Below are 20,402 nucleotides of genomic sequence, written 5' to 3'. Positions count from 1 at the left end.
CTTCACCGATTCGACGGAGTTCGCATGAAGCGCCTGCTGTCCACGCTCGCCATCAGCGCCGCGCTCGCGGCGCTGGCGCCCGCCGCTCCCGCCGCCGCCGCGACGCCGGCCGGCATCTTCGTGATCGCCACGCAGATCGGCGAATTCTCGACGCTCGACCCGGCCGAGATCTACGAGCAGGTGCCGTCCGAGTACGTCGGGAACACCTACGAGCGGCTGGTGCGCGTCGACCTGCACGACCCGACCCGGTTCGAAGGCCGGATCGCGCAGTCGTGGAGCGTTGCCGCCGACGGCCTCACCTACACGTTCAAGCTCAAGCCCGGCCTCACGTTCCACTCCGGCAACCCGGTCACCGCCGACGACGTGGCCTGGTCGCTGCAGCGCACGGTGCTGCTCGGCAAGGGGCCGGCCGGCGTGCTGGCCGATCTCGGCCTCACCAGGGACAACGTCCGGCAGAAGGTGCGCGCCGTGAATGCCGACACCGTGACGCTGCAGACCGACCGCAAGACCGCGCCGAGCTTCGTGCTGAACGTGCTGAGCACCGGCCCCGCCTCGATCGCCGATCGCAAGCTGCTCGACGGCCACGCGCGCGACGGCGACTTCGGCAATGCCTGGCTGAAGACCCACGACGCCGGCAGCGGCCCGTACCAGCTCGTCAAGTGGACGCCGAACGAAAGCCTCGTGCTGCAGCGCTTCGACGGCTACCCCACGCCCTATCCGATGAAGCGCGTGGTGCTGCGCCACGTGCCCGAGGCGTCCGCGCAGCGGCTGCTGCTGGAGAACGGCGACGCCGACGCGGCGCGCAACCTGAGCCCCGACAGCCTCGCCGCGCTGGCCAAGGCCGGCAAGATCCAGGTCAGCACCACGCCGGTGGCGGCGCTGATGTACCTGAGCCTCAACACCAAGAACCCGAATCTCGCCCGGCCCGAGGTGCAGCAGGCGCTGAAGTGGCTGGTGGACTACGACGGCATCCAGCGCAACATCGTCTCGGCCACCTACAAGGTGCATCAGACCTTCCTGCCCGACCGCTTCCTCGGCGCGCTCGACCGCAATCCCTATCACCGCGACGTCGCGAAGGCCCGCGCGCTGCTCGCCAAGGCCGGCCTCGCGAACGGCTTCGAGGTGACGATGGACATGCCGAACGATTACCCGTATGGGGAGATCGCGCAGGCGCTGCAGGCGAACTTCGCGCAGGCCGGCATCCGCGTGAAGCTGCTGCCCGGCGACGCGAAGCAGGCGATCGGCAAGTATCGCGCGCGGCAGCACGACATCTTCATCGGCGAGTGGTCGCCCGACTACATGGACCCGAACAGCAATGCGCGCGGCTTCGCCTGGAACCCCGACAACTCCGACGCCTCGCCCACCAGGATGCTGGCCTGGCGCAACGCCTGGAACATTCCCGATCTGACGAAGCAGACCGACGCGGCGCTCGTCGAGCCGTCGCCGGCCAGGCGCGCGAAGCTGTACCAGGCGCTGCAGCAGGCGGTGCTCGACCACTCGCCGTTCGTGATCATGTTCGAGAAGGTCGCGCAGGTCGCCACGCGGCCCGGCGTGACGGGGCCGGAAATCGGCCCGATCAACGACCTGACCTCGTATCGCAGCCTGAAGAAGTGAGATCGGCGGCGCGGGCGCGCCACCGCGGGCCGGCCTCGCGCTCGCCGGCCGCGCGACGCGCGCCCGGCGCTCACTCGGTGAACACGTACTGGCCGCCCGCCTTGCGCGGGCTGATGAAGGCGAAATCGGGAAACAGCCGGCCGCGCACGAACCAGACGTAGGCGAAGATCGCGATCGAGATGCCGAGCGCCACGGCCGTGCCGCCCGGGTCGCCGGCGAAATCGCGCAGCTGGCGCGTCCACTGCACGATCGTGAGGATCAGGAACGCGTTGTAGACGCCCGCGTTGTGGGTCGCGAAACCCCACAGGAACAGGCCGGCCACCACTGCCACCACGCCGCCGACGATGAGCCCCGCCACCGCCGACTGAGTCAGGCCCAGGTAGGCGCCGATCAGCAGGCCCAGGATCAGTTGCAGGCAGGCGATCGCGATCACGATCCTGACGTGGACCCGGTTGTCCGCGTAGCGGCGCGCATCGAGATGCGAGGCGATCAGGAACGCCAGCGTGCGATCCTTGACGCCCTGCCCCGACAGCGCGCGAAACACCTCGCTCTTGCTCGTTCCGGCCGCCAGCATCTCGTGCACCTTCGCCTTTGCTTGCTTTCTGTCCATCGTATCCGCTCCTCGCTCGTTGATGTCGGTGCGCCCGGCTGTGCCTCGCGATGCCGGGCCGCGTAAGCATGCCGAATTTTGACGGGCTTAGATAGCCGGCAGATTGTCTGCTTTAATACGGCACGCCCGTGACGGGCGTCGCCGGGCAAGGACGCTCGCCCGCCCCGCCGACTCGCAACCGATGGAGTGCGCATGAAGCCCTGGAGCCCCCCGCTCGCCGCCCTCGCGCGCCTCGCGGCCACCGCCTGCCTCACGCTGGCCGCGCTGGCCGCGCTGCCCGCCGGCCGCGCGCTGGCGGCGACGCCGAAGGACGTCTTCGTGATGGCCACGCTGCTCGACGAGTTCGCGACGCTCGACCCGGCCGAGGTCTACGAGCTGGTGCCCGAGGAATACGTGGCCAACGTCTACGACCGGCTGGTGCGCGTAAACCTCGCCGATCCGTCGCAATTCGACGGCGACGTGGCGCAGTCGTGGCGCGTCAGCGCCGACGGCACGAGCTTCACGTTCCGCCTGCGCGACGGCCTGACCTTCCACTCCGGCAACCCGCTCACGGCCGACGACGTGGTCTGGTCGATCCGGCGCGCGGTGCTGCTCGACAAGGGGCCGGCCGCGGTGCTGGCCGGCATCGGCCTGACCAGGGCCAACGTCGCGCAGAACGTGATGAAGGCCGGCGAGCACGAGGTCACGATCCGCACCGACCGCCGCTATGCCAGCACCTTCGTGCTGAACGTGCTCGGCGCCTGGCCCGCCTCGATCGTCGACCGCAAGCTGCTGCTTGCGCACCAGCAGGGCGACGACTACGGCAACGGCTGGCTCAAGACCCACGAGGCGGGCTCGGGCGGCTACCGGCTCGTCAAGTGGACCGCCGGCGAGAGCCTCGTGCTGCAGCGCGACGACGGCTACCGGCTGCCGCTCGCGATGCGGCGGATCGTGCTGCGCCACGTCCCCGAGGCCGCCACCCAGCGGCTGATGCTGGAGAACGGCGACATCGACGCCGCACGCGACCTGAGCCCCGACGACCTGGCCGCCGTGGCCAAGAGCGGCAAGGCGAAGGTCACGGCCTCGCCGCAGGCCACGCTGCTCTATCTCGGCCTGAATACGAAGAACCCGACGCTCGCCAGGCCCGAGGTGCAGGAAGCGCTGAAGTGGCTGGTCGATTACGCGGGCATCCAGCAGCACGTGGTGAAGACCACCTACGCCGTCCATCAGACCTTCCTGCCCGAAGGATTCCTTGGCACGCTGAACGCGAACCCGTACCATCTCGACGTGGCCCGGGCGAAGGCGCTGCTCGCGAAGGCCGGCGTGCCGAACGGCTTCGCCGTGACGATGGACGTGCGCAACGATTATCCGTACACCGACATCGCGCAGGCGATCCAGGCGAATTTCGCGCTGGCCGGCGTGAAGCTCACGCTGATCCCCGGCGACAACAAGCAGACGCTCGCGAAGTACCGCGCGCGGCAGCACGACATCTACATCGGCGAATGGTCGGCGGACTACATCGATCCGCACAGCAACGCGCAGGGCTTCGCCTGGAACCCGGACAACTCGGACGGCTCCAGCTACCGGATGCTCGCGTGGCGCAATGCCTGGAACATCCCGGCGCTCACGCAGCAGACCGACGCGGCCCTGGTGGAGCCGTCCACGGCCGAGCGCGCGAAGCGCTACCAGGCGATGCAGAAGGCGCTGCTGGCGAATTCGCCGTTCGTGATCCTGTTCGAGAAGGTCGCGCAGGTGGCGACCGCGCCCGGCGTGAGCGGCCTCGCAATCGGCCCGATCAACGATCTCGTGTCGTACCGCAAGCTGCGGAAGTGAGCCTGCGGCGAGCCGGCCGCCACCGGCCCGAGCGCCGCCGCGCCCGTTCGACCCCGTCCCGACCAGGAGACCGACGCCCCGATGCCGTCCCCCGCTTCATCGCCCGACGCACGGCCAGATTCCCGGCCCGCGCCCGTTTCGAGGCTCGCGGCGCTGCGCACGCTGCCGGCGCGCCGGCCGCTCGTGCGCCGGCTGCTGCGCCTCGCGCGCTGGCTGCTGACGCTCGCCGTCACGTTCGCCGGGCTGCTCGCGCTGACCTTCGTGATCGGCCGCAAGGTGCCGATCGACCCGGTGCTGGCGGTGCTCGGCGACCGCGCCTCGGCCGCCGCCTACGCAGCCGAACGCACGGCGCTGGGCCTCGACCGGCCGCTCGCCGAGCAATTCCTGATCTACCTGCGCGCCGTGCTGCACGGCGACCTCGGCATCTCGCTGCTGACCGCCAATCCGGTGCGCGACGACATCCTGCGCGTGTTCCCCGCCACGCTCGAGCTGGCCACGCTCGCCACCCTGATCGGCATCGGCGTGGGCGTGCCGCTCGGCGTGGCCGCCGCGGTGCGCCACAACCGGCCGGTCGACCACCTCGCCCGCTTCGTCGGCCTGATCGGCAGCTCGGTGCCGGTATTCTGGCTCGGCCTGATGGGGCTGCTGCTGTTCTACGCGAAGCTGCACTGGGTGGGCGGCCCGGGCCGCATCGACGCGGCCTACGACGGCATGGTGGAGGCGCGCACCGGCAGCCTGCTGATCGACGCGGCGCTGGCGGGCGAATGGGAGGTGTTCCGCAACGCGCTCTCGCACATCGCGCTGCCGGCCGCGATCCTCGGCTACTACTCGGTGGCCTACCTGAGCCGCATGACGCGCTCGTTCATGCTCGACCAGCTGAGCCAGGAATACATCGTGACCGCGCGCGCCAAGGGCGTGCCGGAGCGCCGCGTGATCTGGCGCCACGCGTTCGGCAACATCGCCGTGCCGCTCTCGACGGTGATCGCGCTCACCTACAGCAACCTGCTCGAGGGCTCGGTGCTGACCGAGATCGTGTTCGCGTGGCCCGGCATCGGCTCGTACCTGACGGGCGGGCTGCTCAACGCCGACATGAACGCGGTGCTCGGCGCCACGCTGGTGATCGGCGCGATGTTCATCACGCTCAACCTGCTGACCGACGCGCTCTATCGCGTGTTCGATCCGCGCGCGCGATGAACGGCCCGCGCGCCGTACCGCCGCTCATGCCGCTCATGCCGCCCATGCCCTGCCCGAACCGCCGATGACCCAGCCTCCCGCTTCCCCCGGCGCCACCACGCGGCGCGCGTGGCTGCTGACCGACACGCCCGCCTCGCGCCTGCAGGCCTCGCTCGGCCTGGCCTACCGCCGCTGGCGCCGCTTCGCGCGCAATCCGCTGAACCTGCTCGGCCTCGCGATCCTCGCCGTGCTGATCCTGGTGGCGCTGGCCGCGCCGCTGCTGATGCCGCACGACCCGCTCGCGCAGGTGCTCGCCGAGCGCCTGCTGCCGCCCGGCACGCCCTCGCACTGGCTCGGCACCGACCAGCTCGGCCGCGACATCGGCTCGCGCCTGATCGGCGGCGCGCGCATCACGCTCGGCATCGCGATCCTGGTGGTGGCGATCGTGGTGCCGCTCGGCGTGCTGATCGGCACCACCGCCGGCTTCGCGGGCGGCTTCGTCGACAGCGTGCTGATGCGGCTGACCGACATCGCGCTGGCGTTCCCGAAGATCGTGCTGGCACTGGCCTTCGCGGCCGCGCTCGGCCCAGGGGTGGTGAATGCCGTGGTGGCGATCTCGATCACCGCGTGGCCGGCCTACGCGCGCCTGGCGCGGGCCGAGACGATCCGCATCGCGCAGGCCGATTTCATCCACGCCGCGCGGCTGCAGGGCGCCTCGGGCTGGCGCATCCTGCGCCGCTACATCGTGCCGCTCTGCCTGTCGTCGGTGATCGTGCGCGCCACGCTCGACATGGCCGGCATCATCCTGACCGTGGCCGGGCTCGGCTTCCTGGGCCTCGGCGCCCAGCCGCCGAGCCCCGAGTGGGGCTTCATGGTGGCCTCGGGCCGCGGCGTGCTGCTCGACGCCTGGTGGGTGGCGACGCTGCCCGGCATCGCGATCCTGCTCGTGAGCCTCGCCTTCAACCTGCTCGGCGACGGGCTGCGCGACGTGCTCGACCCGCGCCACGGAGCCTGAGATGAACGTGCCGCCACCCAACACCCCGCCGGGCGAGCCGGCCCCGCTGGTCGAGATCGACGGCCTGCGGATCGGCTTTCGCGGCCACGACGGCACGCTCACCGACGCCGTGCGCGACCTCTCGCTCACGCTCGCGCCGGGCGAGCGGCTCGGCATCGTCGGCGAATCGGGCTCGGGCAAGTCGCTGACCGGCCGCGCGCTGCTGGGGCTGCTGCCGCCGGCCGCGCAATGGAGCGCGCGCGGCTTGCGCTTCGCCGGCCGCGACCTGCTGACGATGCGCGCCGGCGAGCGGCGGCGCCTGTGCGGCGCCGAGATCGCGATGATCCTGCAGGACCCGAAGTATTCGCTGAACCCGGTGATGACGGTGGCGCGCCAGATGGCCGAGGCGTTCCGGCTGCGCGAGCCGGGCCTGCGCGGCCGCGCGCTGCGCGAGCGGATCGTCGCGGCGCTCGCGGCGGTCGGCATCGACGCGCCCGCGCGCGTGGCCGACGCCTATCCGCACGAGCTGTCGGGCGGCATGGGCCAGCGCGTGATGATCGCGATGATGGTGTCCACCGGGCCGCGCCTGCTGATCGCCGACGAACCCACCTCGGCGCTCGACGTGGCGGTGTCGCTGCAGGTGCTGGCCGTGCTCGACGCGATGATCGCGCGTCACGGCACCGGGCTGATCCTGATCAGCCACGACCTGCCGCTCGTGATGTCGTTCTGCGACCGCGTGGCCGTGATGGTGGCGGGCCGCGTGGTGGAAACCTGCGCCGCGCGCGAGCTGGCGCACGCGCGGCACCCCTATACGCGCGCGCTGCTCGGCGCGAGCCCGTCGCTGACGGCGCCGCCCGAGGAACTGCCGGTGGCCGCTTTCGATCCGGCCTGGCTGGAGGAGGCGCCATGACGGCCCGCCCCGATGCGGCCCGCGAGGCCGCCCGGCCGATGATCGACGTGCGTGCCGTGTCGGTGCGCTTCGCGACGCGCGCGGGCCACGTGGATGCGGTGCGCGAGGCCAGCTTCGCGGTGGCGCGCGGCGCCGCGTTCGGGCTCGTCGGCGAATCGGGTTCCGGCAAATCGACGCTGCTGCGCGCGCTCACCGGCCTGGTGCCGGCCGCGGCCGGCACCCTCGCGATCGACGGCCGGCCCGTGCAGGGCAAGCTCGGGCGCGGGTTCCGCCGCGACGTGCAGATGGTGTTCCAGGACCCCTACGCGTCGCTGCACCCGCGCTTCACCGTGGACGAGACGCTGCGCGAGCCGCTCGCGATCCACGGCATCGCCGGCGCCGACACGCGCATCCCGCGCGCGCTGGCCGAGGTCGGGCTCGACGCCGCGTTCCGGTTCCGCTACCCGCACCAGCTCTCGGGCGGCCAGCGGCAGCGCGTGGCGATCGCGCGCGCGCTGATCGTGGAGCCGCGCGTGCTGCTGCTCGACGAGCCGAGCTCGGCACTCGACGTCTCGGTGCAGGCCGGCATCCTGAACCTGCTGCGGCGCCTGCACCGCGAGCGCGGGCTGACGATGCTGCTGGTCAGCCATAATCTGGCCGTGGTCGGCTTCCTCTGCGAGCGGCTCGCCGTGATGCGGCACGGTGCGATCGTCGAGCAGCTCGCCATTGAGGACCTGCGCGCCGCGCGCGTGGCAAGCGACTATACGCGCACGCTGCTGGCCGCCACCGACGGCTACCGCCGCCGCGGGCCGGCCGGCGACGGCGGCGGCCCGGCCGCGGGCTGAGCGCGGCCAGGCACGGGCCGGCCGCCGGCCGCAGGTCCGGCCGCGCGGCCGCGGCGGGCACGAACGCTGCTGCCGAACTCTGCGCGCGGCGGCCGGTCCATGCGAATGCGCTTCATCCGTTTCGATCAACCCGCAAGGAGCCCTCATGATTCACCTGCTGGAAACCCTGGTGGTCGGCCTCGTGGTCGGCCTGCTCGCGCGCGCGCTCAAGCCCGGCGACGACGGCATGGGCATCGTGATGACGATCGTGCTGGGCATCGCCGGCTCGGTGGTGGCCGGCTACGTGGGCCGCATGGCGGGCTGGTACCGGCCGGGCGAGGGGGCGGGCTGGATCGCCTCGATCATCGGCGCGATCGTGCTGCTGGTGGTCGTCGGCGCGGTGCGCAAGCGCAGCACCTGAGCCCGGGCCGGCCGGGCCGCTCAATCGCGATGCGCGGCGAGCCAGGCGCCGAACAGGCCGAGCTTGGGCTGCGCGGCGTTGCGCGCCGGGCAGACCAACGCATAGCGCGCGCCGGTGGCCAGCACCGCGTCGAACGGCCGTGCCAGGCGCCGTGCTGCCACGTCCTCGGCCACCAGCGTGAGGTCGCCGATGGCCACGCCGAAGCCCTGCATGGCCGCGTTGGTCGCCAGGTCGAGCGTGTCGAAGCTCGGCCCGCGCGCCGCATCGATGCCGTCGATGCCGGCGTGGGCGAGCCACTGCCGCCAGTCGCGATGGTCGCGCGTGGGGTGCAGCAGCGTGTGGCGCGCCAGATCGGCGCCCGCGGCGAGCGGCCGGGCCGCCAGCAGCTCTGGCGCGCACACGGGCGTGAGCCGCTCGTCGAACAAGGGCACCGCGTGGATGCCCGGGCCGCCCGCGTCGCCGTAGACGATCGCCGCGTCGAACGGCTCGGTCGCGAAATCGACGTCGTGCCGCCAGGCGGTGGTCAACTGCACGTGCAGGTCGGGGTGCTCGGCCTGGAACTGCATGACTTTCGGCAGGATCCAGCGCATCACGCAGGTGGGCACCTTCAGCGCGAGATCGCTGCGCTCGCGCGTGAGGCGCCGCGACACCTCGTCGATGCGCGCGAGGCTGTCGGCCACCACGGGCAGCAGTTGCTCGCCCTCCGGCGTCAGCGCGAGCCCCTTCGCGCGCCGCACGAACAGCAAAAAGCCGTAGTGCGCCTCGAGCGACTGGATTTGCCGGCTGACCGCGCCCTGCGTCAGGCACAGCGCGGCGGCCGCGCGCGTGAAGCTCAGGTGGCGCGCGGCCGTGACGAACACGTGCAGGGCATTGAGAGGCGGCGGACGTTGCATGGCGAAGGCGCGCGACGCGCGGGCGAGCGGGTTGACGAACGGCAAGCGGCCGCGCCGGCGATGGCGGATGCGAATGCCGGCGCGTCAGGCATCACGATAAGCGATTCGAAAACATCAGGCGAGCCGCGGCCGGCTCCGGGCGCGCGCCGTGCGCGCGCGCGCCTTGCCGGGGCAGCCCCGCCGGCGCCGGCGGCCCCGCGGCCTCAGCCGAACGCTGCCGTCACGATCCGCGCGGCCGAGGCGATCGCGGCGTTGTCGTATCCGGCGTCCTTGCGATCGCGCGTGGTGTACACCGCCAGCACGATCGGCGCGCGCCGCGGCGGATAGATCACGGCGACGTCGTTCGCGCTGCCGTAGTCGCCGCTGCCGGTCTTGTCGGCCACCCGCCAGCCGGCCGGCACGCCCGCGCGAATTCGTGCGTCGCCGGTGGTATTGCCGAGCATCCAGCCGACCAGCCGAGCCCGGCCCGCTGCGTCGAGCGCGTCGCCGAGCGTGACGCGCCGCAGGGTTTCGAGCATCGCGGCGGGCGTGGTGGTGTCGCGCTCGTCGCCGGGCACCGCGTCGTTCAGGTCGGTTTCGAGGCGGTCGAGCCGGAACCAGCGGTCGCCGATCGAGCGCGCGTAGGCGGTCACCGCGGCCGGCCCGCCCAGCATCCGGATCAGCAGGTTCGCGGCTGAATTGTCGCTGTATTGCAGCGCGGCCGCACAGAGCCCCGCCACGCTCATGCCGGTCTCCACATGCCTTTCGCTGACCGGCGAATAGCGCACCAGGTCCTGCCGGCGGTAGCGGATCACGCTCGACAGCAGGCGCGGATCGCCGGCCGCACGCGTCAGCACGGCGGCAACGAGGACCGTCTTGAAGGTGCTGCAGAACGCGAAGCGCTCGTCGGCGCGATGCAGCAGGCGTGCGCCGCTGCCGCTATCGAGCGCGGCCACGCCGATCCGTCCGCCGGAAAACGACGCGTCGAGCGCCGCGAGCTGCCGCCGCGCCGCCTCGACGGCGGGCGGGCCGCCGCGCGGCGACGCGCAGGCAGCCAGCACGGGGGCCGACGCGGCGGCAAGCAACAGGGAGCGGCGCAGCGGGGAATGGGTCATGGCGGGTCGGCAGGAAGGAAGGTCGCGGCATCGGCAGACAGCATCGCGGCGCCGGGCGGCCCGTGTCAAGCCGCGAGGTGGGCAAGCCGCGGCTGCCGCTCGAACCGCGCCCGAATTCGGCACCGAGCCGACGAACCGGCGCGGCGAGCCGCCATGACGCCGGCCCGCCAAGCGGCCAGCTCACGCGCGAGCCCGCCCGCCGGCCCGCGCCCAGGTGCGCGCCTCAGCCCTGCCGCGGCGGCAGGTAAGCGACCGGATCGACAGGCTTGCCGTCGCGGCGCACCTCGAAGCAGACGGCCGCGTCGCGCGCCCGGTCCGGCGCGCCCGCCTGGGCGATCGGTTCGCCCTGCCGGACGATGTCGCCGGTCTTCACGAGCAGGCGGCCGCTGCGTGCATAGGCGGTGAGGATATCGGCGCTGTGCTGGACGATCACGAGCGAACCGTAATCGTTGAGGCCGGTGCCGGCATACATCACGCGGCCGTCGGCGGCCGCACGCACCGGCTCGCCCGAGCGCACCGCGATCTCGATGCCGCGGTTGCGGCCGGGCTGGAACCCGGCGACCACCGGGCCGTCGGCGGGCCACGCGAGCGCCACGCGCTGCGCATGGCGGCGCGTGGCGCGCACGATGCGCCGCGCGTCGCCGGCGTCCGGCCCTGCCTTCGGCTGCGCCAGCGGGCCGCCGGGCGGCACGGCGGCCGGGGCGCCCGCCAGGGTGTCGCCCGGCAGCGGCGGGCCGCCGGCGGCGCAGCCAGCCGCCAGGCAGGCAGCCGCCAGCGCGGCGCACCAGGCGGCGCCGCGCGATCCTCGTGATGCGATGGTGTGATGGTCGTTCATGTCCAATTCGGGGGTGCGCAGGGGCCGCCAAGCTTCTCAAAATTGGCCGCGCGCACCTGTAACCGGATGCAAGCAACGATGACAAAAAATCCGCATCGGCGCGCGGCGTAACGTGCCCGCAGCGCGCATGACGCCGCAGCCGGCAAGCGGTATCGTGACGGCGGGCCGGTCTCCCTCATCGGCCATCCAGGAGCCACCATGGACCACGACACGTTCGTCGCCGCGCTCGCCCGCGAAGGCTTCGCCGCGCCCGTCGCCGTCAGGCGCGAGCCCGGCTCGATGGCCGAGCACGCGCACCCGTTCGAGGCGAAGGCGCTGATCGTCGCCGGCGAGATCACGCTGCGCATCGCCGGCGTCGACACCGTCTACCGCCCCGGCGACGTGTTCCACCTGCCGGCGCAGACGCCGCACGCCGAGTTCTACGGGCCGGCGGGCGTCGACTATCTGGCCGGCCGCAAATAGGCGCGGCGCGTTCAGCCGAGCCGTTCGAGCAGCGCCGTCCAGGCCAGCGCGAGGCCGATGCCGAGAAACACGATGTGCAGCGCGAGCCTGAACGACAGGGACCAGCCGGGATCGTCGCGCATTGCCGCCTCCTGGGTGCGGGATGAATGCCGTGCGCCGCGCCTGCCTGGCGAGCCATCGGCCCTGCCCGCCATCTTGCACGGCCGCGCGCGCGGCCACCATGCGGAACCGGCGCATCCTGCCTCAGCCAATGCCTGAGGCGCGCCGCGCGCGGCGCCTGCTATCGTATCGCCGGCCGCGCTTGGCCGGCAGGACCGCGCCCGCCCCCGGCGTGGGCTCGCGCCCGCGTCACCGCCCACGCCCTCTTCATGCCGCCACGGAGGCGACCATGCGATTCGACCTGACCGACCTGCGTCTCTTCCTGAACGTCTGCCATGCCGGCAGCATCACGGGCGGCGCCGAACGCACCTGCCTCACGCTGCAGTCGGCGAGCGAGCGAATCCGCGGCATGGAGGACACGCTCGGCGTGCCGCTGCTGCACCGCACGCAGCGCGGCACGCAGCCCACCGACGCGGGCCGTTCGCTCGAACATCACGCGCGGGTCGTGCTGCAGCAGATCGAGCAGATGCACGGCGAGCTGCAGCAGTTCGGCGACGGGCTGCGCGCGCGCATCCGCCTGCTCTGCAACACCGCCTCGCTCAGCGAATACCTGCCCGACGCGCTGGCCGGCTACCTGCCGCGGCATCCGGGCATCTCGATCAGCGTCGAGGAACGCTCGAGCGAGGAGATCGTCCACGCGCTCCGCGCCCGCAGCGCCGAGGTGGGCATCGTCGCCGATTCGGTCGGGCTCGACGGCCTCGAACAGCTGCCGTTCCGCGAGGACTGGCTGCTGGTGGTCGCCGCGGCGGCCGATCCGCTGGCCGCGCGCGCCTCGGTATCGTTCAGCGAGATCGTGGACGCCGCCTTCGTGGGCCTGACCGACGGCAGCGCGCTGCACGCGCATCTGGCCGAGCAGGCGAAGGCGCTGGGCAAGCGCCTCGCCTATCGCGCGCAGCTGCGCAGCTTCGATGCGATCTGCCGCGTGATCGAGAGCGGCGTGGGCATCGGCGTGGTGTCGCGGCACGCGGCGCATCGCGCGCTGGCCACCCTGCAGCTCGCCACCGTGGAGCTGACCGACGCCTGGGCGCACCGCCGGCTCGTGCTGTGCGCGCGCGATTTTTCCGCGCTGCCGAACTACACGCGCGACTTCGTCGCCTTCCTGACCGAGGGCGCGCCGCGCAACGCCTGATCTGGCCGGGTCGACAAATCGCCGTTGGGCGCGCAACGAACCCGCGTCGCCCGGCAAGCGGACCCACGGCCGCCGGGCCAGGCCGGCACCCACGCAAGCCGGCGCTCAGCCGCGCGCCGGCCCCACCGCCATGTACAGCCCGAGCGCGACGAATCCGGCGAACCAGGCATGCCGGAAGGTGGCTTCGCCCACCCTGTTGCGAAGGATCGTCCCGCCCGCCATGCCGGCGAGCGCCGGCACGAGCGCGAGCGCCGACATGCCGAGATCGACCGGCTGCCATCCCGAGGTGAAGGCGAGTTGCACGGCAAGCGCGAGCGTCGAGACCGTAAACGACAGACCGAGCGCCTGCACGAGTTGCGCCTTGTCGAGGCGCAGCGCCTGCAGATACGGTACGGCCGGCATCACGAACACGCCGGTGGCGGCCGTGATGGCGCCCGTCAGGTAGCCGGCCAGCGGCGCCAGCCAGCGCTCGCGGTGCCCCGGCGCCGGCAGGCGCGGCGCGGCCAGCCCCCACGCGCCGTACAGCGCGACCACGGCTCCCAGCGCGACGCGCGTCCACGGGGCCGCGTGGGCCAGCGGCGGCAGGCCGCCCGCGAACGTGCCGGCGACGATCCCGGCCAGCAGCGGCCACAGGCGCCGCGCCAGCGCGCCGAACGCGGGGCCGTGCGCGAGCTGCCAGACGTTGGTGACGAGCGAGGGCACCACCAGCAGGCTCGCCGCGGCGGCCGGCGGCATCGCCAGCGTGAGCAGCGCCATCGCGACGGTGGGCAGACCGAGCCCGATCATGCCCTTCACGAGGCCGGCCAGCGCGAATGCGGCGACCACCATGGCCGCCGTCGAACCCGATGAATCCATGGCGAGATTCCGATGAAAGAAATGGAAACGGCAACCGCGACGAGGATGCCAGCCCGCGCAGCCCGGCACCCTCTGGCTTTGCCTGAGTCCGCCTCGGCGCGAGCGGGCCGGGCCTCGCGCCTGCCGAGCTGGTTCTCAACGCGAAGCGGTGCTGGCGGGCGCCTGGCGGGCAGACCGTTAGTTGCGTGTCACGAGGAAAATCACGATTTGGCCGCTGGCGCATGCGCCTTCGGGCGAAACCAATACGGGAGCACGCGGCCGGCCTGCGCGCCCCGGCCGCGCGGGCCGGGTGGCTGCCGCCGTCTGGAGTCAGAACTTGTGCCGGATCGCGGCGCGCACCGAGAACTGGCTCGACGAGGCGGACGGCCCGTCGGTGCCGATCAGGTAGCCGCCGTCGGCCGCGGTGCCGGTGCGGTCGCCGCCCACGCGCTGCCAGGCGCCCTGCAGGTAGACGTCGGTCTGCTTGGACAGGCTGTAGTCGGCCATCAGCCCGAGCGTGTGGTAATGGGGCTTCGCCGCGCCGTCGGCGGTGTCGAAGATCCCGCTCGTGTAGGCGTATTGGGCGCCCAGGAAGAACGCCGGCGTGAGCTGGTACTTGCCGTTGACCTCGAAGTTGTCGAACCGGGTGGCCGTCAGCCCGAGCCCCGACAGCGTGCCCGCCGGCAGATAGACGGTGGCCACCGGATGCTGCAGGTCCGTCTTCGTATAGACGAGGCCGACGGTCGCCTCGCCGAACGTGTAATTCACGCCGCCGCCGAAGATCCGCACCCGGTCGGCGACGAAATTGGTGTCGCCGGCGGCGGCCGCGCCATCGGCGGTGCGCCCCGGCTTGTCGGCCTGCAGGTAGGCCGCGCCCACCTGCAGGCCGCCGAACCCGTAGTGCGCGCCGGCGCTGTATTCGCGGTTGGTCGCGAAGCCGGTGCCGTTGCCGAAGCTGTAAGCGCCGCCGAACGTGAGGCCGCCGAAGCCGGGGCTCGCGTACTTGACGCTGTTGTTCGCACGCGCCGTGTTGTCGGCATTGTCGTTGTCGAACGGATGCGACATCAGCATGCCGCCCCAGCTGCCGGCAGCCGTCAGCGGCGCGAGGTAGTCCACCACCGAATCGTATTGCCGGCCCAGCGTCAGCGCGCCGTACTGGGCGTGCGTGAGCCCGACGAACGCCTGGCGCCCGAACAGCCGGCCGCCGTTGGAGAGGCCGCCGCGGTTGAGGTCGAAGCCGCTTTCCAGCGTGAAGATCGCCTTCAGGCCGCCGCCCAGGTCCTCGGCGCCGCGCAGGCCCCAGCTGCTGCGCTGCGCATAGCCGCTCGCGAGCGCGTAGACGCCGTGGTTGACGCCGTCGACGCCGGCATGGTTGGTGTAGTCGAGGCCCTCGTCGATCACGCCGTACAGCGCGACGCTGGTCTGTGCGAAGGCGGGCGCCGCCAGCGCCACGGTGACGGCGGCGAGCAGCAGGGGCTTGTTCATCGTCGACAGTCTCCGAACCGGAAAACCGGCACCGCGCGGCGGGCCGCGCGGCGCGGGCTCCGTCCGTCGGACCTCGAAAATCGGGAAATCGGGCAGCCGGCCACGGCGCGATCGGCCAAAGGCGATCGGCGACAGGGCGGCGCCATCGATGATGGCAAAGTGTGTCACGCTGCGGGGGCGCCGTCCATGTCGTTCGAACGGCCGGTGGGCGTCGTTGCGTATTGCCAACTCGTGATGCCGCCAACCAGGCCGCGTCGAGCCGGCGGCCCGTCGCGGCCGGCGCCGCCCGATATCTGCAGAGCTGCGCCCGACGATGGCACAATCACGTCCGTTTCCGCTCCCCGCCGCCCGCTTCATGTCGATTCTTTCGCCGCGCCGCGCCGCCGCTGCGCTTCGCTTCGCTCGTCCATCGCGCGCCGCCCGGCGCCGCCTCGCATGAGCCCGCCGCCGGCCAGCCGGTCCGGCCGGTTCGCCGAGCTCGACTTCTTTCGCGGGCTGGTGCTGCTCGTGATCGTGGTCGACCATATCGGCGGCAGCGTGCTGTCGCGCGTGACGCTGCACGCCTACGCGCTCTGCGACGCGGCCGAGGTGTTCGTCTTCCTCGGCGGCTTCGCCACCGCGATCGCCTACAACTCGCTGGCCGAACGGCAGACCGAGGCGGTCGCGCGGCAGCGCTTCATCCGCCGCGCGTTCGAAATCTACCGGGCGTTCCTGATCACGGCCGGACTGATGCTGCTGATCACGGCGGTGCTCGGCGCGCTCGCGATCGACGGCCCGAACATGCCGACCAACGATCTCGACGGGCTCATGCACCGCCCGTTCGCGGCGCTGCGCGACATCCTGCTGTTGCGACGCCAGCCCTATCTGGCCTCGGTGCTGCCGATGTACGCGTTCTTCGCGGCGCTGGTGCCGCTGGCCCTGCCGCTCGCTCGCGACAAGCCCTGGCTGCTGCTCGCCGTCAGCCTGCTGATCTGGCTGTCGGCGCGGCGCATCGCCGGCTACCTGCCGACGGCGGACGGCGTGCCATGGGATTTCAATCCGTTCGCCTGGCAGTTCCTGTTCGTGCTCGGCGCGCTGTCGCGCTGCCAGCCGGTCTATGCGTCGCTGTCGCGGCAGCCGCGCGGGGTGGCGGTGACGGCGCTGGCGGTGGCCGTGGTGGCGGCGGGCGCCTATTACCGGCTGCGCATCGAGCCGTTCCCGACCGATCCGGCGATCAAGCAGAACCTCGGCCCGCTGCGGCTCGCCAATTTTCTCGCGATCGCCTGGCTCGCAGCCAAGCTGGTCCACCTCGGCTGGATGCACAAGGTGGCGCGCATGCTGCCGTGGATCGGCACGATCGGCCGCCAGGGGCTGCTCTGCTTCGTGGCAGGCACGGCGATCTCGCTGTCGGTGGACTCGGTGCTCTACTGGGAAACCGACGGCTATCTCGACGTGCCGCTCGGCCTGAGCGCCGATGCCGTCGCGATCGGCCTGCTCTATCTGGTCGCGAAGCTGTATGGTCCGCTCGCCGCGCGGCTGCCGTTGCGCCGCTCGCGGCGCTGAGCGGGGCGGCGGCGATGGCCATCGTGCGCATGCCCGCGCCCCGTCACGGCACGGCACCCCGCCCGCCCGAGCCCGCGCGTGCGCCGCAGGCACTGCCCGCGGCCGGAGGCGGCTCGCCGCAGGCCGGCGGGCCCGCCGTCGCGCGCCGTGCCGCCCGGGCGCGGGGCGCGCCGATCGCGCCTGCCGCGCGCCGCGCGGTTCGGCGCGCGCGAGCCGGCGCGTGGCTCGGCGGCCGGGCCGCGCCGGCTGCCGCCGCATGCGCGCTCGTCGTGCTGACCGCGCTCGCCGCCCTGCGCGCCGCGCCCGCCCACGCCAAGGTCGTCAACACCGTCGACACCGCCGCCGGCGCCGCCGCCCAACCGGCGCCGCGCGCGGCCACGCGCCCCCCAGGCGGGCGCGCGCCCGCCGCCAGCCGCGTGGTCGTGCGCACGTTCCGCTCGGCCACGCTGCAGCGCGACTGGTCGTACACGGTCTATCTGCCGCCCGGCTATCGCGACGACGGGATGCGCCATCCGGTGCTGTACCTGCTGCACGGCAACGCGGCCAACGCGAACGACTGGATCACGCAGGGCCGCCTGCAGCTGACGGCCGACGAACTGATCGCGCGGCACGCAATCCCGCCGGTGGTGATCGTCATGCCGCAGGCCGGCACCGACTGGTACGTCGATCGCAAGGAGCCGATGCAGACGGCGTTCCTCGAGGATCTGCTTTCCGACGTCGAGGCGCATTACGCGGTATCGAGCCAGCGCGCCGGCCGCGCGATCGGCGGCGTCTCGATGGGCGGCTACGGCGCGCTGCGCTTCGCGCTGATGGCGCCGGACCGGTTCTGCGGCGCGCTGCTGCTGAGCCCGGCGATCTACGCCGACCAGCCGCCGCCGGGCTCGGCCGCGCGCTACGTGGGCGTGTTCGGCGAGCGCCGGTTCGATCCGCAGGTCTGGCACGCGCTGAACTACCCGCCGCTGCTGCGCGACTACCTCGCGCAGCCCTGGCGCGTGCCGGTGTTCATCGCGGCCGGCGACGACGATCTGTCGATCCAGGCCGAAGCGAGCGTGCTCTACACCAGCCTGCGGCGTGCGCGCAGTCCGGCCGAGCTGCGCATCGTCGACGGCGGCCACACCTGGGACGTCTGGCGCCAGTTGCTGGCGCCGGCGCTCGGCTACGCGCTGGACTGCGTGAAGTAAGGCGCGCGCGACGCGGCAAGCGGCCGGCCGCCGCGCCGCGCGCGCTCAGGAACCTTGCCGGCGCCCGCGCAGTCGATTACGGATGGCCTTCGTTGCCGCGCCGCGCGCCCCGGCCCGGTTCGCCGCGTCGGTCCCCTCCGTTTCCTTCGTTTCGATAGCAAGCCAATGAATGCATCCTGGTTTTCGCCGCTCGTCGGCTGTCTGATCCTGCTGGCCGTGTCGTGCGCGATCGGCGCGGCCGTGCGCTACCTGCTGTTCCGCGTGGTCGCGAAGTTCGCGCAGCGCTCGCCGACGCGCTTGGACGACGTGCTGTTCCAGTTCGGCGCGTTCAAGTGGCTGTCGCGGCTGGTGCCGTTCGTGGTGTTCCAGCTCGGTTTCCGCGCCGTGCCGAACATCCCCGAACCGGCCGCGCAGCTGGTCGACAAGGTGCTGTTCGCGATCGTGGTGCTGCTCGTCACGCTGCTGGTCAGCGCGGTGCTGTCGGCCGTCGAGCATCTGCACCGCACCACCCGCACACGGCCGGCGCTCTCGCTCAAGGGCGCCGTGCAGCTCGTCAAGCTCGCGATGTTCATCACCGCCACGCTGGTGGTGATCGGCACCGTCACCGGCAAGCAGATCGGGCTGCTGCTGTCGGGCATCGGCGCGATGTCGGCGGTGCTGATGCTGATCTTCAAGGACACCATCCTCGGCCTGGTGGCCGGCGTGCAGCTCTCCTCGAACGACATGCTGCGGATCGGCGACTGGATCACGATGCCGAGCGCGGGCGCCGACGGCGACGTGATCGACATCACGCTCAACACCGTGAAGGTGTCGAACTTCGACCGCACCATCATCACGATTCCCACCTGGAAGCTGATCACCGAGAGCTACCAGAACTGGCGCGGCATGACCGAGTCGGGCGGGCGGCGCATCAAGCGCTCGCTGTTCATCGACGCCACCAGCGTGCGCTTCCTCGCCCACGACGAGATCGAGCGGCTCGAGCGCTTCCGGCTGCTGAAGGCGTACCTGGCGAGCAAGCTCGACACGCTGGCCGAATGGAACGGCTCGCTCGGCGCCGACGGCGAATGGATGGGCAACCGCCGGCAGCTCACCAACCTCGGCACGTTCCGCGCCTATTGCGACAACTACCTGCAGCAGCACCCGCGCATCCACCGCGGCATGACCTGCATGGCGCGCCAGCTGCCGCCCACCGCCGAGGGCATCCCGCTGGAACTCTACTGCTTCACCGACACCACCACCTGGCTCGACTACGAGACGATTCAGGGCGACATCTTCGACCACCTGCTGGCCGTGCTGCCGGAGTTCGGGCTGCGCGTCTACCAGCATCCGTCCGGGTTCGACCTGCGCGGCATGGTCGAGGCCGGCGCCGCGCGCGGCGCCGAGCCCGCCCTGCCGGCCTGAGCGTCGACGGTTGTCCCCGCAACCGGTTGGGCACCCGTCCGCGCCGCTGGCCGCCGTCTCCGGCGCATCGGCCCGCGTTCAGCGGGCGCCCGTGGCCGCGCGCTGCGGGCGGCGGCGCGGCGGCCGCGCCCCGGGCCTGTCGGCGCAGGCCCTCAACCGGCCTCGTGAATGCACTTCAAGGCCTTCTGCGTGATCCGGGTCTCGTGCGGATAGCCGAACGCGTTGTTGACGTAGCGGATGCCGTCGATCGAGACGTCGCGATTGACGTGGCTGTGGCCGTACACGTGGATGTCGGGGCCGACGCGGCGGATCAGCGTCTCGATCTGGCTGCTGCCGAGCACCGGATAGAGCATGCGGCGCGCCGGCGGGATGTAGTCGGGCATCAGGTCGATGCGCGGCAGGAAGTGCGAGAACGTGATGGTGAGCGCGCCGGCGGGCGGCGCGGCCGGCGCGTTGCTGCCGATGAAGTGCTCGGTGATGCGCGAGGCGGTCCAGCCGGCCGGCCAGCGGCAGGCGTGGAAATCCATCCAGGCCTCGCTCAGCTCGGGGCCGGGCAGGCCGAACGACCCGTCGTACCAGCCGAGCAGCGGCACGATCGAGACGCCGCCCACCACCCCGGCACGCATCGTCGCGCCGCAGCCCTCGACGATGCGCGCGACCTGCTCGAACTTGTCGAGCGAATCGATGGCCGGCGCGTCGCGGATCACCCAGAGGTCGTGGTTGCCCGGCACGAAGAATACCCGGCGGAACCGGCTCGCGAACGCGCCGAGGCATTGCTCGAGCCGCTCGACCGAGTCGGACACGTCGCCGGCCAGGATCAGCACGTCGTCACGATAGTCGTCGCTCGACAGCGACGCGACCCACGCCGCGTTGTCGTCGAAATCGACGTGGATGTCCGATAAGGCAAAGATCCGCATCAAGCCACCATCCTCCGCTGCTCCGCACGCCCGCCGCCATGCGGCCGTGCGCATGCGCTCACGATTCGCCCACGATCGCGGCGGCCGCCTGCCGTGAGCGGCTTGCCGGCCGGCCTTGGCGCCGCGTCCGCCG

The 20,402-nt window shown here is 72.2% G+C and carries 19 protein-coding genes; 12 read left to right on the top strand and 7 right to left on the bottom strand.

From position 1 onward, the window contains the following. The first annotated feature begins 24 nt into the window (after positions 1 to 24). Positions 25 to 1,614 carry an ABC transporter substrate-binding protein gene (locus KS03_RS07385; protein ID WP_015877444.1) on the top strand — a complete coding sequence of 530 codons (1,590 nt, stop codon included), beginning with the start codon at positions 25 to 27 and terminating at the stop codon, positions 1,612 to 1,614. A gap of 70 nt (positions 1,615 to 1,684) precedes the next feature. Here the strand turns inward: KS03_RS07385 and KS03_RS07380 are convergent, their stop codons facing one another. Further along, on the bottom strand, positions 1,685 to 2,224 hold the full coding sequence (locus tag KS03_RS07380) for a hypothetical protein (RefSeq protein WP_015877445.1): 540 nt from the start codon (positions 2,222 to 2,224) through the stop codon (positions 1,685 to 1,687). 192 nt (positions 2,225 to 2,416) lie between these two features. On the opposite strand from KS03_RS07380, the gene KS03_RS07375 reads away from it, so the two are divergent. From KS03_RS07375 to KS03_RS07350, 6 genes are all read left to right on the top strand, one after another. Beyond that, entirely contained in the window at positions 2,417 to 4,036 is a 1,620-nt protein-coding gene (locus KS03_RS07375; protein WP_035982889.1) for an ABC transporter substrate-binding protein, read from the top strand. A gap of 81 nt (positions 4,037 to 4,117) precedes the next feature. Further along, a complete protein-coding gene (locus KS03_RS07370) occupies positions 4,118 to 5,230 on the top strand; it encodes an ABC transporter permease (protein WP_015877447.1) in 1,113 nt (370 codons plus the stop codon). 64 nt (positions 5,231 to 5,294) lie between these two features. Then, positions 5,295 to 6,224, top strand: a complete 930-nt coding sequence (locus tag KS03_RS07365; protein ID WP_015877448.1) for an ABC transporter permease — start codon at positions 5,295 to 5,297, stop codon at positions 6,222 to 6,224. Position 6,225: 1 nt separating this feature from the next. Next, positions 6,226 to 7,113, top strand: coding sequence for an ABC transporter ATP-binding protein (locus KS03_RS07360; RefSeq protein ID WP_015877449.1), 888 nt, complete (start codon positions 6,226 to 6,228; stop codon positions 7,111 to 7,113). Positions 7,114 to 7,151: 38 nt separating this feature from the next. Continuing rightward, positions 7,152 to 7,937 carry an ABC transporter ATP-binding protein gene (locus KS03_RS07355; RefSeq protein WP_039202232.1) on the top strand — a complete coding sequence of 262 codons (786 nt, stop codon included), beginning with the start codon at positions 7,152 to 7,154 and terminating at the stop codon, positions 7,935 to 7,937. Between the two features lie 145 nt (positions 7,938 to 8,082). Beyond that, positions 8,083 to 8,337 carry a GlsB/YeaQ/YmgE family stress response membrane protein gene (locus KS03_RS07350; protein ID WP_015877451.1) on the top strand — a complete coding sequence of 85 codons (255 nt, stop codon included), beginning with the start codon at positions 8,083 to 8,085 and terminating at the stop codon, positions 8,335 to 8,337. Positions 8,338 to 8,357: 20 nt separating this feature from the next. Here the strand turns inward: KS03_RS07350 and KS03_RS07345 are convergent, their stop codons facing one another. The 3 genes from KS03_RS07345 to KS03_RS07335 form a co-directional block, all read right to left on the bottom strand. Then, the gene (locus KS03_RS07345) at positions 8,358 to 9,230 is read right to left on the bottom strand and encodes a LysR substrate-binding domain-containing protein (protein WP_015877452.1); all 873 of its coding nucleotides are present in this window, start codon (positions 9,228 to 9,230) and stop codon (positions 8,358 to 8,360) included. Positions 9,231 to 9,433: 203 nt separating this feature from the next. Further along, complete coding sequence (gene bla, locus KS03_RS07340) at positions 9,434 to 10,324, bottom strand: class A beta-lactamase (protein WP_015877453.1); 891 nt, start codon at positions 10,322 to 10,324, stop codon at positions 9,434 to 9,436. Between the two features lie 223 nt (positions 10,325 to 10,547). Next, on the bottom strand, positions 10,548 to 11,159 hold the full coding sequence (locus KS03_RS07335) for a murein hydrolase activator EnvC family protein (RefSeq protein WP_015877454.1): 612 nt from the start codon (positions 11,157 to 11,159) through the stop codon (positions 10,548 to 10,550). A gap of 198 nt (positions 11,160 to 11,357) precedes the next feature. Between KS03_RS07335 and KS03_RS07330 the strand changes: the two genes are divergently transcribed. Both KS03_RS07330 and KS03_RS07325 read left to right on the top strand, forming a co-directional pair. Continuing rightward, on the top strand, positions 11,358 to 11,621 hold the full coding sequence (locus KS03_RS07330; protein ID WP_015877455.1) for a cupin domain-containing protein: 264 nt from the start codon (positions 11,358 to 11,360) through the stop codon (positions 11,619 to 11,621). A 388-nt stretch (positions 11,622 to 12,009) separates the two neighbouring features. Next, complete coding sequence (locus KS03_RS07325) at positions 12,010 to 12,909, top strand: LysR substrate-binding domain-containing protein (RefSeq protein WP_015877457.1); 900 nt, start codon at positions 12,010 to 12,012, stop codon at positions 12,907 to 12,909. Positions 12,910 to 13,014: 105 nt separating this feature from the next. Here KS03_RS07325 and KS03_RS07320 read toward each other — a convergent pair whose 3' ends face one another. Beyond that, complete coding sequence (locus KS03_RS07320) at positions 13,015 to 13,764, bottom strand: sulfite exporter TauE/SafE family protein (RefSeq protein ID WP_015877458.1); 750 nt, start codon at positions 13,762 to 13,764, stop codon at positions 13,015 to 13,017. Positions 13,765 to 14,073: 309 nt separating this feature from the next. Then, the gene (locus KS03_RS07315; protein WP_015877459.1) at positions 14,074 to 15,228 is read right to left on the bottom strand and encodes a porin; all 1,155 of its coding nucleotides are present in this window, start codon (positions 15,226 to 15,228) and stop codon (positions 14,074 to 14,076) included. Between the two features lie 435 nt (positions 15,229 to 15,663). Here KS03_RS07315 and KS03_RS07310 point away from each other — a divergent pair, with 435 nt between their 5' ends. The 3 genes from KS03_RS07310 to KS03_RS07300 all read left to right on the top strand — a co-directional run bounded on the left by KS03_RS07310 (position 15,664) and on the right by KS03_RS07300 (position 19,352). Then, on the top strand, positions 15,664 to 16,770 hold the full coding sequence (locus tag KS03_RS07310; RefSeq protein ID WP_015877460.1) for an OpgC domain-containing protein: 1,107 nt from the start codon (positions 15,664 to 15,666) through the stop codon (positions 16,768 to 16,770). A 269-nt stretch (positions 16,771 to 17,039) separates the two neighbouring features. After that, positions 17,040 to 17,951, top strand: a complete 912-nt coding sequence (locus KS03_RS07305) for an alpha/beta hydrolase (RefSeq protein ID WP_045678804.1) — start codon at positions 17,040 to 17,042, stop codon at positions 17,949 to 17,951. 165 nt (positions 17,952 to 18,116) lie between these two features. Beyond that, a complete protein-coding gene (locus tag KS03_RS07300) occupies positions 18,117 to 19,352 on the top strand; it encodes a mechanosensitive ion channel family protein (protein WP_015877462.1) in 1,236 nt (411 codons plus the stop codon). A gap of 152 nt (positions 19,353 to 19,504) precedes the next feature. Here the strand turns inward: KS03_RS07300 and KS03_RS07295 are convergent, their stop codons facing one another. Then, the gene (locus KS03_RS07295; protein ID WP_015877463.1) at positions 19,505 to 20,269 is read right to left on the bottom strand and encodes a metallophosphoesterase family protein; all 765 of its coding nucleotides are present in this window, start codon (positions 20,267 to 20,269) and stop codon (positions 19,505 to 19,507) included. Positions 20,270 to 20,402 lie beyond the last annotated feature (133 nt).

It is taken from the genome of Burkholderia glumae LMG 2196 = ATCC 33617 (assembly GCF_000960995.1).
In the GTDB taxonomy this organism is placed as follows: Bacteria; Pseudomonadota; Gammaproteobacteria; order Burkholderiales; family Burkholderiaceae; genus Burkholderia; species Burkholderia glumae.
Note: the sequence above shows the minus strand (reverse complement) of the source record. Positions and strands in the feature narration are given on the sequence as shown.